General features: G+C 33.9%; 17 protein-coding genes. All 17 read right to left on the reverse strand.

Going from position 1 to position 16,395, the window contains the following annotated elements:
- The coding region (locus IJI93_RS03680) for an Ig-like domain-containing protein (protein WP_292820083.1) at positions 1-2,325 on the reverse strand (2,325 nt) is incomplete at its 3' end.
- Between the two features lie 235 nt (positions 2,326-2,560).
- A complete protein-coding gene (locus IJI93_RS03685; protein ID WP_292820085.1) occupies positions 2,561-3,706 on the reverse strand; it encodes a baseplate J/gp47 family protein in 1,146 nt (381 codons plus the stop codon).
- The gene (locus IJI93_RS03690; protein WP_292820087.1) at positions 3,703-4,152 is read right to left on the reverse strand and encodes a hypothetical protein; all 450 of its coding nucleotides are present in this window, start codon (positions 4,150-4,152) and stop codon (positions 3,703-3,705) included. Before IJI93_RS03690 ends, IJI93_RS03685 begins: the two co-directional genes overlap by 4 nt.
- Positions 4,149-4,814 (reverse strand): hypothetical protein, encoded by a 666-nt coding sequence (locus tag IJI93_RS03695; RefSeq protein WP_292820089.1) that lies wholly within the window; start codon positions 4,812-4,814, stop codon positions 4,149-4,151. Before IJI93_RS03695 ends, IJI93_RS03690 begins: the two co-directional genes overlap by 4 nt.
- Entirely contained in the window at positions 4,815-5,924 is a 1,110-nt protein-coding gene (locus IJI93_RS03700; protein ID WP_292820092.1) for a hypothetical protein, read from the reverse strand.
- Positions 5,925-5,945: 21 nt separating this feature from the next.
- Complete coding sequence (locus IJI93_RS03705) at positions 5,946-6,926, reverse strand: transglutaminase-like domain-containing protein (protein WP_292820094.1); 981 nt, start codon at positions 6,924-6,926, stop codon at positions 5,946-5,948.
- A gap of 14 nt (positions 6,927-6,940) precedes the next feature.
- Complete coding sequence (locus IJI93_RS03710; protein ID WP_292820096.1) at positions 6,941-7,678, reverse strand: peptidoglycan-binding protein; 738 nt, start codon at positions 7,676-7,678, stop codon at positions 6,941-6,943.
- A 6-nt stretch (positions 7,679-7,684) separates the two neighbouring features.
- On the reverse strand, positions 7,685-11,626 hold the full coding sequence (locus tag IJI93_RS03715) for a hypothetical protein (protein ID WP_292820098.1): 3,942 nt from the start codon (positions 11,624-11,626) through the stop codon (positions 7,685-7,687).
- A gap of 5 nt (positions 11,627-11,631) precedes the next feature.
- Positions 11,632-11,847: a hypothetical protein gene (locus IJI93_RS03720; protein ID WP_292820101.1), complete on the reverse strand. Its 216-nt coding sequence runs from the start codon at positions 11,845-11,847 to the stop codon at positions 11,632-11,634.
- Complete coding sequence (locus IJI93_RS03725) at positions 11,840-12,568, reverse strand: hypothetical protein (protein ID WP_292820106.1); 729 nt, start codon at positions 12,566-12,568, stop codon at positions 11,840-11,842. Before IJI93_RS03725 ends, IJI93_RS03720 begins: the two co-directional genes overlap by 8 nt.
- 79 nt (positions 12,569-12,647) lie before the next feature.
- Positions 12,648-13,055: a hypothetical protein gene (locus IJI93_RS03730; RefSeq protein ID WP_292820109.1), complete on the reverse strand. Its 408-nt coding sequence runs from the start codon at positions 13,053-13,055 to the stop codon at positions 12,648-12,650.
- Positions 13,056-13,060: 5 nt separating this feature from the next.
- Positions 13,061-14,230: a hypothetical protein gene (locus IJI93_RS03735; RefSeq protein WP_292820112.1), complete on the reverse strand. Its 1,170-nt coding sequence runs from the start codon at positions 14,228-14,230 to the stop codon at positions 13,061-13,063.
- A 4-nt stretch (positions 14,231-14,234) separates the two neighbouring features.
- Complete coding sequence (locus IJI93_RS03740; RefSeq protein WP_292820116.1) at positions 14,235-14,498, reverse strand: hypothetical protein; 264 nt, start codon at positions 14,496-14,498, stop codon at positions 14,235-14,237.
- Positions 14,495-15,109 carry a hypothetical protein gene (locus IJI93_RS03745; RefSeq protein WP_292820119.1) on the reverse strand — a complete coding sequence of 205 codons (615 nt, stop codon included), beginning with the start codon at positions 15,107-15,109 and terminating at the stop codon, positions 14,495-14,497. Before IJI93_RS03745 ends, IJI93_RS03740 begins: the two co-directional genes overlap by 4 nt.
- A gap of 43 nt (positions 15,110-15,152) precedes the next feature.
- Complete coding sequence (locus IJI93_RS03750; protein WP_292820121.1) at positions 15,153-15,569, reverse strand: HK97-gp10 family putative phage morphogenesis protein; 417 nt, start codon at positions 15,567-15,569, stop codon at positions 15,153-15,155.
- 2 nt (positions 15,570-15,571) lie between these two features.
- The gene (locus IJI93_RS03755; protein ID WP_292820123.1) at positions 15,572-15,913 is read right to left on the reverse strand and encodes a hypothetical protein; all 342 of its coding nucleotides are present in this window, start codon (positions 15,911-15,913) and stop codon (positions 15,572-15,574) included.
- A gap of 5 nt (positions 15,914-15,918) precedes the next feature.
- Positions 15,919-16,395 (reverse strand): hypothetical protein (locus IJI93_RS03760; protein WP_292820125.1); only part of this gene is annotated, 477 nt, incomplete at its 5' end.

Consider the following 16,395-nt stretch of genomic DNA (forward strand, 5'->3'; position numbering starts at 1 on the left):
ATATTCATCATCATAAATGATGCCTACGAGCAGTCCTCTTAGTTTTTCCATGTCTGTTTTTGTAACATAGACTTCATCAGAATAAGAGTAGAATCTTTCAAATTGAACTTCTTCATTTATGAACTGAAGGTTTAATATTGCCCCATCCAAGTCAGATAATTTTGTGATTTCATTCACATTTTTTGTAGTATACTTCCAATCATTATTATTAGTATATTGTAAATCCATTACAACAGAATCATATTTTGAGAGTAAATCTGTTAATCTCATTTTGATAGTTGTAGATGCTGTTGCTAGTGAAGATTTATAAATTGAATCTCCATTATAAGAAGCATTCAATGTTAAATCTCCCATTCTTTCTGCAACGAGACTTCCAGTATACGCTCCATTTGAATTTGTTGTTAATGTTCGTGATAGGGTTTTATTATCCGTTATGCTGATATTTTTCGCTGCTAAAGGATTGCCTAATCTATCATGTAATGAACCTGAGAATGTGATTGTATCTCCAACACAATGATTTTTTCCAACAAAACTCAAATCTAAACGAGTCATTATTAAAACTGGAGCATTTGTGAAATAGATAATAACATCTGCAACTTCATTATTACCATTCTTGTTTGTGAATTCATTAGTGGAAACATTACAAAAATCTCCTTTGTACTGTAGAGCTAAATCTTGTAAATTTAGAGTATTATGAGGGTAAACTTTGAAAAATAAGTTTTCAGTTAAATTCTCTATAATCACTCCTCCACATCCAAGAATTGAACAATCTTTCCGAACCAGTACTGGAGATGAAATTTCATAAAGTCCACTTAATAATACGATGAGGTTTCTATCTCCATTGACACTATTAACTGCTTTTTGTATTGTTTGAAAAGCAGTGCTTCTACTTTTACCATCATAAGAATCACTACCATTCACAGGGTCAACATAAAAACTACCACTATTACAGCCCCTCACGGTTACTTTCACATCTTGAGTATCAATGATTTCACCTTGAGAATCTTTACCCCTAAAAGTGAAAATATTGTCAATATCCTGAGGGATTTGATTACTTTGAATTGTTATTTGATTAGTGACCACATCTTCATAAAGTAATGTATTATTTAAGAAAACATCAACACTGCATTCTTCTCCTAATTCATGAGCAAGACTGTCTAAAAATCTGAAACTAAAAACTACATTCTGATTTTTAACTGGTATTTTTGTTGATGCCTTCACAAAGAAGTATTTCCCAAGATTTTTAGTGTAATCACAGAATTTGTCTTTATGTTCCCATGCGTTAGGAGTCCATTCATTGATATTCCCCGCTTCATCTAATGTTCCGCTGAACCATCGGTCACCATCTGCTATGTAATTGCCTTGAGAATCAGTTCTGTTGTCTATGAAATTCGGATGTTTTTCCAGGTCAAAAACTTTCAACAGTAATTTTTCCCTATTCTCTAATGTAGCATTAATACCATACATTTTCCAAATTTCCAAAACTGGCAAAGGAGTAGTATGATACATTAACATATAATCAAGAATCCTTTTCATATAATGATAATCATCTTCACTGGCCCTGTCATTGTATGGTGGTTCGGTTGCACCATATAATTCTTCATTCACAATCAAGTATTCTTTACGTGGAATATCATGCAATGCTCCGATTTCATCAAGACTTTCATCATGATCGTATTCATTCCCTTCTATAGTATCGTTTTCAGGCCAACCTTTTGAAATTGAATATTCATCATATGTAGTGATTTCCATTTTAAATTTATTTTGAGGAATGATTTTTGCTGAAACTGTTGAAATACTAAAATCACTAAATTTTACACTTGCATTTTTTAATATGAATCTGCAACTGGTATTTTCACTTGTAATCCCAAATGTTGCCTGTTCTATATTATCCACATATAATACAACATAATCATTTTTACATTCTACTTTAATATGATGCTTCTTTGAATCCCTGAGATAGTTATTCAAATGGATGTCAGCGTTTTTATAAAAGAATTTTATGCTTCCAACCATGTTTAATGCTTGGATGTCAAATTCTATTATTGAATTTTCAGTTCCTTCAAAATTCGCATAATAACTTCCAAAATTTGAATCATCTTCAGTTATTATTGTTCCATCCTCATCATAATCTACACTTAATTCTTCGGTTGAGTCCCAGTCCTCACGATGGTCAGATGATGAAGCATTATCATAGAAAACAGTTTCAAATTCATCTAATGTACTACAATTGTAAGCATATTCAAAACTATTAACATTTTCCTCAGAAGTATACTCATCAGTATATATCACTTCATCATTTTTATACAAAGTAACAGTTTTCATATTAGGGAAATTAGCAATAAAATTAATCGCATACTCAAAAGGTTGTGATTGCTCTTTCCAAATCAAACAATTCTTATTCAGATGAAAACTTTGATAAACTTTAAACACATCATTATACACATTTTTGAATTGATTATTAGTAACACTTTGAGACTTATAAAAATTACTAGTGCTGCTCTTATCAAAAAACCAAGGAAACATATCCATTAATGTTTTCAAACTATCACGGGGCATATTATATCATCTCAATTGTAATATTATTAGAAACACCAATCTCTTCATCCTGAATAAGAATGTAATCTTCAGGATAGTTGAAAGTAATATTTTTTAATTCTGAAATTTCATCATCCAAGAAAACCGCTAATTTATGCGGAATGAAATCTTCACCAATGTTCAAACCATTATACCAAGCTCCATTATTCCTATAACCCCCATCAATGAAAACTTTAATGGCTGTGAGAATCTTTGATTTGATATTTTCTTTCTCCAATTCAGAAAATGGGTTAATCCGGTCAATATCAACATTCACAATCGCATAAATATCAATATACTTATCAATAGGTGCGAACATTGAAATATCTTCAGTTTCCTGAGTGACTTTAGTCTGCAAATCTTCATAAGCTTTATTTAAAATATAATCAGTTCCCGGATCAATAATAACTTTAACAGTACCAGTCCCATTCCAGTTAGGAACCAGTTTGTAACCATCAATACCATCCAGATTAGCGAAGTAATAACGAAACGCTTCATCACTGCCTTTAACCTTAATTAATTTCCAATTTAATAATAAATCCCTATAATCCTCATCGGAATAAGTGTCTGTCCCACCACTGCTTGCAGTTTCGTTAGTAACGGATAAATTATATCTTAATGGGGAAACAATATTAACAAGAGTGTTTTCTATGACTTTAAAATTACTTCCAGCTTCAACACTCATACATTGTACTGTAGTCGTGGAATCTGAAGCAGCAATGAAAATAGATTCAACAGTTACATACATTATACCATCATCAGTTGAAACTAAAACACCTTCAGGGATATTAATATCTTCTTGAATATCCTCATTTAAAGTGAAAGTTACTTTTACACTAGATTGAGTTGCAAGAGGCCTAGGTATACCTAACCAATCCCCTATATTATCTAAATCCTTTCCAGTGGCAATTTCAATGTTAACACTATCAGAAACAATAGTTATATCTTCATATACCTTTTCAAACATTTTCGCAATCACTGATTTATCCATAATATAATAATTTGAAATATCTTCACGATTCTGAATAAATGAAGCAAAATTATCCGCACGACTAATTAAACCATTAGCCACACTATCTTCTAACATAGATTCAAAAATCTCTTCATATTCCTTTTGAGTATAATTCATAGAGCAACACTTCCTTTTACTATTTCATCATTAATACTTGTTACATTAAAATTAATTAAATAAGAATGACTATCAGAATCAGATACAGTAACATTATTAACAGAAAGCACCCTACGCATTTTCTCCAATACTTCCACAACAAATAATTCAACCTTATATCTTACCATTTCCGATTTATTTGCTTTGATTAACTCATGAGCTCTACAACCAAATCCTTCGTATAAATCAATATAATCAAGTTCATTGAATCTTGTCATTATTGCAATGCATATAGCATTACAAAGAGACTCCATTCCAGTTACATTAACATAATCACCTTTGCTCATCTGAATATCCCAATGAGCACCAGTATCTGAAACAGGCTTTACTTGAACATCTTCATTTAAAGTTTTATTGAAACGATAATCATCACTACTAGTATCAACAGGCAATGTCAATATAATCATTCCCCCTCTAAAGCTTCAGCGATTTTCGCTGCTATTAACTCATCAACTTCACTTTTAGTATACACCTCTTCTTTAGTGTACACCTCCCCAGAATCAGCATAAACAACAGAAGACATGTCCGCATCCATATCTCCAACATTTGTAGTTGGAGTTTCATTAGTCCTAATATCCAAACCATCATGACCGAATTTAATCCAAAATTGATTTAACCCACCAACAGCGCAAATTTTTAAGTTACCTGGTTTAGCAGGGTTCAAACCAACAAATTCTTCAACTTGAAAAAAACCTAACAATAAATACTCATCACTATTATCAAAAATATTAATAACGAGACAATGTAATGTATCACGTGGGATAATGCAAGGTTCTTTTAGTTTATCACAGAAACTTTGATGATCTGCAGTTGGAGTGAATAAGTCAACCAAGTCACCACCAAAAATATGCAACCGTTTACATAAAACAGTACTATCCGAGTTATCCAATTTAACTTCAACCTTATCCAGGTAATGATAGAATTTTGTAGCAATACCCGTAAACAATCGAACTTCCTCTAAAGATTTATTAATCATTGGAGGGACCGTTTCAGAGATGATTGGTTTAACTTGATTCCTTAAAACTTCTTTCATTCTTGCATCAGTAACAGTAACATCCTTACTTCCCATTTACGAATCACCACTTTCAATATCATCAGTAGAATCAGAATCATCAGTACTTTTCTGTGTAGGTTCAGTGCCTAAATCAGGAGGATAATCTACTAATCTTAAATTACAAGTCCAATCAATATTATCATCATGAGAAACCTTTGTTAAGTACATGAAACCATCTAACTTAAAACTAGGCATATAAACACGAACCCATTGGCCGTTCCGCCATTCTGGAGAGCCGTCAACTTTACATTCAAGAACACGGCCATCATCTTTTAATAATTTATTCCATTCACGGTAAGCAAAATCATTAATATTCTCTCCAGATGCAAGGTTGGCTTTAATTGTCTGTTTTTTCTCACCAAAACGATTAATCCTATCAGTATCTTCAATAACATAAGTGGAATTATTCCATTCAACAACCAACTTATTAGGAGTATTAGGGTTGATATCTGTGAGACTGATACTGTCATAATAAACATTAACATCTTCAATTAAAGATAATGTGGCTTTAGTGGGGTCTTGAATTCTCCGAATATGAATTGTATCATCACGTAGAAAGCATTCAACATCCCCATTCCAACCATATAACACTTCTTTAATAGCAGTGCGTATTGGTGAACTTGAACTTTTAGAACTAGAACTACTAGAGTCCCCTCCCATTGCTTTTACAATGTTATTCCCTAATTCATCACAAGTTGTGCCAAAAACAGCAATACATTTACTTTTAGTTATTTCATTCATCTGAGGATAGGTTTTACCTGCAAGTTTATTACATGATTTACTTATACAATCCCCGTGCTTATCCTTACTAATAGGATTGTTTTTAAAATCAGACATTGTAGATAATCGAGGTTGTTTCAAATCTCCCCTTATCCCAAAATAAGCATATTTAAAATTAGTATTCCCATCATATAAATCAGCAATAGCAGTAATACCTGAAGCAATCAAGAACACACCAATTTTCCCTTTTGCCTTTTTACTATATGAATAAGATGCAAATGAGTTAGGACCAATGCTTAATTTCTCCACAGTATGCCCTGCATTCTTTAATATTTTAGCAACAGCATTCTGACATTTCGCATCATTCGAAGCATTAGTATCACAACCAAGAACAATAGTTGACATATTATCCTCCATCATACAATTTTAACAACAAGGATTATCTCCACATTTTTTAGAATAAGCTCCACCATCACTTACACTAGTTCTGCCACTTGCCTTCCAAACAGTATTAAAAGCACTTCCATCTCCAGTTTGGTCGGAAGCATATTTTTTGCCATTTATTTCAATGATTGTCCAGAAATGCCCTCCATCATAAGTACGCTGAACAACATAGCATTTTAAACCAGCACTGGCCATCATTGAACGTGTCAATCTCGCAGTATCCGCACAATTCAAACGAGTTTTATTATTCAAACATTCTTCAGCAGAACTATACTTACTACAAGAATAATAACTATATTTAACATTCTTTTTCAACCAGTCATGAATAAGTTTACATTTCTTTAAATCATCAGTTTCAGAACCAATAATACTTTTAACTAATTCATCAATTGTTTCTCCTTCACCACCAGTTGCACTAGAACCGCTACTTGAAACGTTAGTATAATCGATAACCTCATCATTAAGACCGGTAGGGTCAACATCTGCTTTTAAACCTGCAGCTTCAATGATTTGTTTTAAAATCTCTGACCTTTTTGTCTTTGTAAATGTAAATTGTTTTTCTTGATCCAATAATTTACTCATACCAACAAGTTTTAGATCAACACCCTCAGTGGTGAAAGACTGTTCTGAAATAAAACCTAATAAACAAGTTACCAAGTCATCCCATTGTAAAACTTCACCTGTATCATTTGCTTTTTTCAAACAAATCTTACGACCTTTACAAAAACGGTCCAATTCGATTTCAGGGAAAGAAGCGCTCCCAGTGTTACTTATACCTTCATAATCTTCATCGAAACTGTTATCATACATATTGTCATAACATGCAATTTCAGTTGTAGTTCCATTTAAAGCAACAAATTTATCCTTTGAATTTTCACCTAAACTAAATTCAGGGTCATTCTCTGTTTTATATACTTCAAAACCAGAAACCCCAATTGGAGGCAATATTTCAATATCACTCATAAATACTCCTCCATTCATGTTTTAACTAAATGCAATCTAGTATACATTCCAAAGACACCATCAACTAATAATTTACCATTTGTGGACCTTTGGAAACTTTTAACAGCTTCAATAGTTCTGTTATCATAACGGCCGGTTTTGTATTTCTCATCTAAGTAACCTAATAGGATAAGTTTTTCCTGTAAGATTTTAACACATTCATTTTTCTGACCGTCTTTATAAGGAACATTACATTTATTCAATTGATTATTCAATTGATTATTCAATTCCGTATTAATCTTACTACTGCTATTAGTAGTATTAGAAACAGATACCTTTTTCACTTCTGGAACAACTAATCTATTTTCTCCAGGAATATTAGATGAACTCTCTGGAACTTCAATTATATCAACATCATAATCCGTATGGAAAGGCGAACCTTCAAAGATATCTTTAGTGAAAGTAACCACAGCTTTGAATTTACCGCCCATACTTTGACTAATCACTTCAACAGGTTTACTGTTAATTTCACGGAGAATATCATCATGAGCATCAGCCCGCCCATCACCATGAAACAAAGTAGTTTTGAAACTAAATTTCCTTTGAACATAACGACCTCTTTTAGTAATCATAGTTCCATTCAACAAAGGTTTCTGTATTATTTCCCTTCGATTGAATGGTTCTTCTCCTTGAATATTTTCAGCATAAAAAGGATATCCCATGATTTCAATATTCTCAGAAACACCAGTTAAGATATCATCATACATTCCCATTTCGCATCATACTCCGTTTACATCAATCTTAGTAATATTGTCCATTCCTTCGAATGCAGTAATCATCAATCCTTGAGCTTCTTTAGTTGTGTAGTTACGTGCATCTAATTTAACAGCACCTTCACTAACAATGATTGTAACAGGTCTGTTATCTTGCTTATCAGGGGCTCTACTTATTGTTGTTTGTAAAGCTCCAATGTAGTCAGCAGTTAATGTTCCACCATTCATAAACATGTCAAAGTCAAGACTAGGACTTCCAAAACCCTTAACAATATTTTGTCCAAGAGAATAAGCAGCTTCTTTTAAAGGAGAATAAGCTGCGAGAATAAAGTCTTTTGTATAAATCAATTCCTGTTTCATTGCACGTGCAATATCCCCTGGAGAACCAACATTAATACCTGATTTAAATGCTGCTACAACTTCCTGAGCTCCACTTTCTGCAGCTGTTTTAGCAGCTGATATACCATTGTCCACTGCTGTTTTAACATGTGCCATTTCTGTTGTCATAACACTAGCCAATTTCAAAGAGGATTTAAAACCATTTGTTGTTGATGTTCCAATACGTGACCCACCAGTCCAACCAGTACTTGCAGCCGCACCAGTAGCCGAAGACACCGCACCCTGAATAGTACTAGTTAAAGGAGATAAACCAGACTTGACTCCACTAACAATTTGACTTCCGATATTAGTCGCCGGTTCACTGAAACCACTGGCTGAGGCTAATGTTGTTTTCACATTTTCAAGAGTAGTTTGAATAGCCCCCAATATTGTATCTGCAGCCGCTCCATCGAATGTGATTTGATTTAGTTTTGCTAATTCAGTAGCTGCAGTTTGAACATTAGTAACAGCAGTAGTGATTGTACTAGAATCAAAACCTTCCATTGGAGGTAAATTACTTAGAGTGTTACATACCTCTGAGACTTTTGCTAAACCATCACCAACTAATTTAATTTTATTAGTAGTGTCTTCTGATATTTCAGATAAACCAGATAATGCAGCTAATTTCTGAGAAGCAGTTATTAAATCATTTTTGATTTGTTCTAAAGCAGTTCCAATATCCACTCCTGGGAACAAACCTTCCATCATACCATCCCAGTTACTGTTATCACGCATACTGCGTAATGTTTCAAAAGCCTCATTAACACTAGTTAATGTATCGGAAACTTTTTTAATATTCTCGGAAATACCTTCGGGGATTTCAGTGATATTAGTGAATTGGGCTAATGCTTGACTAGCTTCGATAATATCATCTTTAACATTTATCAATGCTTGTTGAATGTCTACTCCTTCACCGAATAATCCTGACATTAATTCGCCAAAGAGGTCATCCCAATTTTGACCATCACGAATACTTCGTAATGCAGACATAGCATTACCTACACTAGCGAGACTATCACATACATTTTGTATGTTATTAGCAACACTATCATCTAGTGGGGTTATACCAGAAAATTCATTAATAATACTGGAAGCTTTTATAATATCATCTTTGGCTTGGGTTAATCCTTCAGTAACGCTTCCAAATCCTAATGCTCCTGCAATCCAATCACTGAAACCAGTTACAATGTTACTCCATGTTAAAGCAGTCATTGCTGTTGCAATGCTTGATAAACTTGAAGTGATGTTTTGAATATTAGTTGCAACACTAGCATCAATTCCCACACCACTAAATTGCCTTAATAATCCAGCTGCTTTTAATAATGCATCACATGCTGCTTCTAATGGTCCAGTTAAACCTAAGAAGAAACTTGTAACCATTGCGATTTGAGTTGCAATGTTCACTGCTGTTAATGCTAACATTGCAGCACCAACCCATAATAATGCAGTTGTAATGGATTGAATGCCTTTAACCGCACCATCAAGGTTAATACTGTCAAAGCTTAATGCTTCCATTAATTCTGCTAATAAACGGAGCACTATCATAGCCTCTGCAGCAATAACTGCTAATATTGGAATCATGATTATAATTACTGCTGCTAAAGCTAATGCAGGAACAATCATTGATGTGAATGCTGCACTTAAACCAGTTGCACCTACAGCAGCTGCTTCAGCACCAGCTGCGCCGGCTTCCATTGCAGGCCCAGCCGCTGCCGCAGCATCACCAGCAGCAGCTGCCGCCATCATTCCATCACCAATTGCATCAGCACCTTTAAGTGTAACTGCAACATCTTCAACTTCATCAATAACTTCTGCAGTTCCACGAAGCCCTTTAATTGATTCTTTCAAACCACCAAGACTATCTTTAAAACTAAATCCCTTAATGCTTTGATAAAGTTTAGAATCAAAATTTTTAAAAGAATCAGAGATATTAATCCCACTTAAAGTACTACTTAATGAACTGAATTTGCCTTTAATAGAACTAGCAATATTTCCAATCCCACCAAATCCTTTTTCAAGAGAGGATTGTAATGCTCCACCAAAACTAAATCCTTTAATACTACTTATAACCCCAGTTAATCCACTTTTCATTTTTGTGAAAGGACTAAGTAATGTTCCTTTATAATCAAAATTACGTAATGTTGAGAATGCACCAGTTAATTTATTCTTAAACCCTGTAGTTTTATCTTTAATAGCTCCAGTGAATGTTTGCCCTGATGCTTCCCATTCTTTTAATAATGCATCATCATACATGAATTCAGATGATTTAGACAATGCTTCTTCTAATCCTTTTGTGTCTTTTTTAACATTATCTAAGTATTTTTTAGGGTTAACACCCATGCTTTTAGATGCTCTTTCTGCTCTTTTCTCTAAATTGAATTCAGCCATTCTTTCATAGAGATCATCTGATTTTTCAACTTCACGCAACCATTTAGCCAATTCATTATTACTGGATTTATTACCTTTTACCATGTCTGCCATTAATAATGCATCCATTCCACCTTCTAATGCTTTTTCACCTTTACTTGCTCCTTTGACTGCTTGGGCTCCAGCACCAACAGCACCACCTGCCCCAGCAGCACCAGAAGCAATATCACTAGCATTACTCAAAGTGTTAATGACATCACCAGTTTCTTCAGCAGCTTTACCGGCACCTTTAATAGCATCACGAAGTAAACCAAAACCTTCTTTTAAATCCCTTACTCCTTGAGCAGCAGTGGAAACATTCCACATAATACGATTACCCGCTTCAATACCGGCTTCACCTAAAAGTATACTTCCAGCAATAGCTCCACCAAGACTACTATCTAAATCAATGAAACCTCTTTTAACATCTTTAATTATTGGTAAGAATTCATTACCAATCTTCTTACCCGCACGACTGAAGCTTTTACCGATTAAAGCATCAAGACCTTGATTAGTTTCCATTAACTTATCAGTAGAACCAACAACTTTAGTCACTGCATCCATATACTTTTCCAGGCCGTCACCTTCATTATAACCTTCACGAGCAAGCGCATCTTCAGTAATACCGTACTGATCCAGTGACGCATAAGCTCCTTTATAACCTTTACTTAAGTCCATCATTGCTTGTTGAGCACGATCAACTGAACCAGTTTGTGCTAATACAGCTGCACCAAAGTTAGCAACATTCGGAGTAATGTTCTCTAATTCTTTATCAGTAGCTCCAGTTGCAGCATTCAAAGCATTCAAAGCAGGAATCAACTCTTGCATACTTGTTAAACTTTTATCTGTTGTTGTGTCAACAGTCTTATAGAAAGAGTCATAGTTAGCTTCAACATCTTCAAGCATATTCTCCAAGAGAACCATGTTAGTTTCATTCTTAGAAGCACTCCCAAGAATATTATCAAGAGCAGATTTCCCAGTCAATGATTGAACAACATTATCCCCTACTTGACTTAAATTCATTAAACCAGAATTCACTTTTGACATTGCAGCAGAAATACTACTTGCCATTGATTGAGCATTCTTATCAATATTAGCAAACATTTGACTAGCATTGTCCTGCCCATTCATTGTCAAAAGTATTTCTTCACTAGTGTTAACCATAGTATCTATTTCCTCATGCGTTTGCTTTTCTGTTTAACTTTACGAGCTTCCGCTTCCATTTTTTTAATTCTTTTCTGCTCAGCTTTGATTTCTTCCCCATATTTTCGCATTAACATTATAATATCCCAGTCATGATTATAGAAACCTCTAATGACTTCAGATATTACAATTCCTAAATGTTTACTGACGCGGAAGTACACTTCACCGACAAAACTATCCAACAGGTGGAAATAATTCCACTTCTAAGTTTTCATCAATGCGGATAATTTCTTTACAGCGGTTGTAGATAAGGACACGTGTCCCAATATCTAAAGTAGTCCAGAATTTTTTCCTTTGAGTTTTAGTTAAACCCTCATCATCAACCAGTTCCACATTTTCGATTAAAAAAGTAGTAATGACATCATTGTTTTTATCCACATCACCAAGTTTTTCAACAATTTTGTCTTCAATATTTTTCTGCATTTTTACTTCTTCAGGTGTTAATGGTGTTCCGTTACTTGCTTTACTATACACTAATTTCTCTGATTTACTTAAATCACGGAAAACTCTTGTTTGAGCATCTAATAAATCCATATAATCATTATCAGATAATGGTTTTAACCTGAATTCTAAACGTAATAATTGACCTTTGATTTTAACATGCATGTCAAATCTGTATCGGTCTGGATCATCTAATAAGTCTAATAATTCACTTGAAGTTTTAATTATTTTCACATTTGCTTCAAGATTTTCCTCTAATTCTACACTATCATATTTATTGAATAAATCACGATATTTTGCTAATAACTCTCTTAATTCATCAATCTCTTCTTCTGTGAATTCTTCATGATTTATGCATTTTTCCGCTAATTCTTTTTCATGCGGTTCAAGATATCCTAAAGGTAATCTCCTACATTCCTCAGGGAATCTTTTTTCTAAGTCATATTTGTCTTTTACATCCATTTTCGCCTAACTCCTTTTAATTTTAGAAAAAAAATAATCTTATTTAAAAATAGAAAAAAATAAAAAAAAGAAAATAATTTTATCTTGGTATTTCAACACCCAATGCATTACCGGAACAATCAATGGTTGGACCATCGTCACCATGGCTTCTGGTGAGTTCAGTAATCTTAGCATGAGTTAAAGTCAAAGCGTGATTATATTTTCCACCTTTACCAAAGTTGTAATATTGTAATGGGAATGTTTTTCCAGACATTTTATATTCTAATAATATGTCATAGAATTCTGGTTCAACACCAGATAAACCCCATTCGATAGTATTCTTTTTACTTGATCTGCGAATACCATCTTCACTATTAGTTACATATTTAACATCTCCACCATCTTCTCCAAGGTCAACATTGTTTTCATTGGAAAGAATGGTTTGGCCGTCTAATCTCATTTCCGCAAGGTCATAAGAGTTATTTGTTGGGTCAACAGTTATTGCCATAAATATCATGCTCCTACAGTTGTGTTAGGTGCTTCAATGTACATTTTGAAGTGAATTAGTTCAGTAGCGTTTACAGGTACTGCTACACCGTTAATTTCAAGGTCATATGGGTTAGATGCAGATTCGGATACTTCAAGAACTGTTCCTTCCATCATATAACCTAATTCCTTTTTATTACCAACAAGAGTGTCTAAATCTGCTTGCAAGTAAGATAAATTGACTTCAGTTTCGTTTCTTTTGAGTTGTGGGTAAATCACTTCAAAAGCATCACGGATTAATTGGTCAACATTTCTTCTTGCATGTAATAAACAATCGTTTGGTCTATTATCAGCACTTTTAGCAAAAGCAGTTGATACTGCTAAACAGATTTTAGGGTAAATGCTTTTTCCTGGTTTTTCATCACGATTGAAGATAATACCTTGTGATTGGATAGTGTTTTCTTCAGTGTCAGTTCTTTCAGTAAATGTTCCTGCGGAAACTGATCTGTATTGAGCGTAACCAGGTTCTTCACTGTAATGTGTGGTGAAGATTCTTGCACATGTTTTACCGAATAATGTTGGTTCAACTAACGCTACACGTGCCTTTTGGATGTATTTAGTTTGAGTGCTATCAGTGTATGCTGCTAATTCAGCCATGGTAGTTCCTTCTACTGTGAAATATGCAATTCTTGGACTTCCTTTGGTTGCATCACTATTAATTTTCTCAAGAGCGGACTCCATGATTGGGATGATATTAGTTGCAGTGTCGGTTTTGGTGAATCCAACGAATACTTCTGCAGTTACATCTCTTTTCTTTTTAGCATTTGCCATTGCAGCAGTCCATGCAGTAGCGTCTAATACTGGGGATTGACCGGTGGTTTTACCGGTTCCTAAATCAATAACATACACGTAAGGTACGCATAAATCATCACTTGCTAATTTAATGTTTTCTTCAAAGAAATCTTTCAAGAAAGCAAGTACCGGATTAGTAGTGGTGTCGGTTCCTATTCCACCATTTGCAACAGTTTTTGCTGCAGAACTATAATTAGTAAATTTTAAAATTCCTTCAGCAGGAGTGGAGTTTCCAGTTATTCCAATGATGATTGGGATTTCTGCACCAGCGCCTCTTGCTCCAGTTGGATTGGAATCAGATTCTTGGTATTTTATTTTTGGAGTTTCAGATAAAGTTATTGGCATGTTTTTATTCTCCTAAAAATTTTTTAATTAATTTGTCAAGCTCATCCATTGTAATGGATGGTTCAATATCTTCAATACCGTATTCAGCTTCTTCTTTACGGTATTGGGCTAATAAATCTGCTTTGCTTAAAGCTCCAATTATAATGTAATTTTCAGTTGGATTTTTCTGAACCGCTTCGAAAAGGATTAATTTTTCTTTAGCTTGTTCTTTAGCAGAAGCAGTGTTAGTTTTTTCATTAGTTTTTTCTTCAGATTTTTTCTTACTCATAATAAACCCTCATCAATATTTATTGAATCATATAATTCCCCACCGATACGATAAAAACTATAATACTGCATTTCCAATCTGAAAATTGTTCTTAGTATTGGTTCGGAAGGGTCTAATTCATCTAAGTCAGTAACGCTGTTAATATGAAAAGTTCTTTTTGGAATATTGTTACTTTCAAAAAAAGAAGTATAATTCAAGATGTTAGGGCATTGGCCTTTGTTAGTTCGGCCGTTATGTGAAGTTAAAGCTTCACAACATTCATTGGTTTTACCACATTTGCTTGAATCAAAAATGTAATTAGAACAAGTAGTATAATGATGTTCTTCCGCTTGATGTAATCTGAGAGTTATCGCATCAATCAAGTTTGTTCTTTCTTCTTCAGTATTACACCAAATATTGATCCAGACACTAGCATCATATAATGCACGGGAATGTTGGATGTTGTCTATTTCAACATAATGTTTGCGGATAAATGACTCATCGCTCATTTGCACTGTAACACATGGTGTTAAATCATTTGGAATATACCTACTACCTGCAAATATTTTCCCATTAGATACTGGCAAATAGTTTCGTAGTAAATCAATGAATGCTTTTTCAAGTATGTGCATGAAAAGCCTCCATTTTGTTAAAAAAAATTAGATAGTTTTATGTTTAACTTAGTACACCCATAGAAGTTAGTTCTTCATGTAAATACTCTTTCAATTTTGGAGCAACAATACGAGCTGTACGAGTAACAAATGGATTAGCAGGCATTTTACTTGTACCAAATTGTACAAAACCCCAATATAATACACCGTTACTTCTAGCATTACTCCTTAACTCTCCAGAGCATTTCTTTTTCTTACTTTTATGGATACTTCGTTGCAAATTACCTGTAGGTTTATACGGTGGAACTGACCTAGACATGCTATGCCCTGGTCTCGGAACTTCACGTTTAATAACATTCTCCGCTTCACTTAACGCATGTTCAATACTCCGGTCCAATGCGGATTCATAATTAGAACCACTTCGCAATCCTAATTTCCGGTAATATGAATCTGAGAATGTAACTTCCAAAGATAAACCCATAATTAATTCCCTCTTGAATTATTCCTTAATTTTTGCAACAATATTGTTTTATGAGGTAATAAATTATGATTCCAATTTTCCGGTGTTCCAATAATTTCATATTTGATATTATTAACAACCACCAAATCAGAATCATAAATTTCAGTATTTTCATCTAATATTAATTTATAAGTGTCAGTTAAGATTTTACCAAATTCCTTAAGACTAGCAGAAGTGTTTAATGGTTGGAAGTTCCCCTGTACTTTTTCTCTGAGAGAATAATCTTCTTTTGGACCGTGATAATCATAATCATCACTATTATAAGAATACAATTCAATTTCTTCATTTGGAAAGAATACAGGCATAAATATCACACTAACCATTTAACACGACATGAATTATAACTTGATTTTAAACCATTAATCCTAGCATAAATACGGTTACCTAAACTGTTACTTGTATCGTAACTGATTGATTGTTCGGCTTCATGGATACTGGATATTTCACCAGCATTCTTATCCAATGCAGTGAACCCATATAATACCATATCACTTATTAAGGAATTGATTTTTGAATTAATAATGTCTTCAGAAGCTTCCTGAACATATTCCACAACCAACAAACCAGCATGGTTGCGGTTAAGATAAAATACACCAGTAGCTTCATCCAGTACATAATCATCAGTTGTTAATTCATTATCTCCAATCTTAAAACTAGTAATTTCTTTTATCGGATACCAATCTGACTCGAATAAGTCACTATTAAAATCACGGATGATTTGTTTACGATTTACAGGGTTAACCGGTAATCCGGTCAGGGCAGTAATCTCGCTTACTTTCAAATCAAT

The sequence above is a fragment of the Methanobrevibacter sp. genome (assembly GCF_017431965.1).
GTDB lineage: Archaea > Methanobacteriota > Methanobacteria > Methanobacteriales > Methanobacteriaceae > Methanocatella.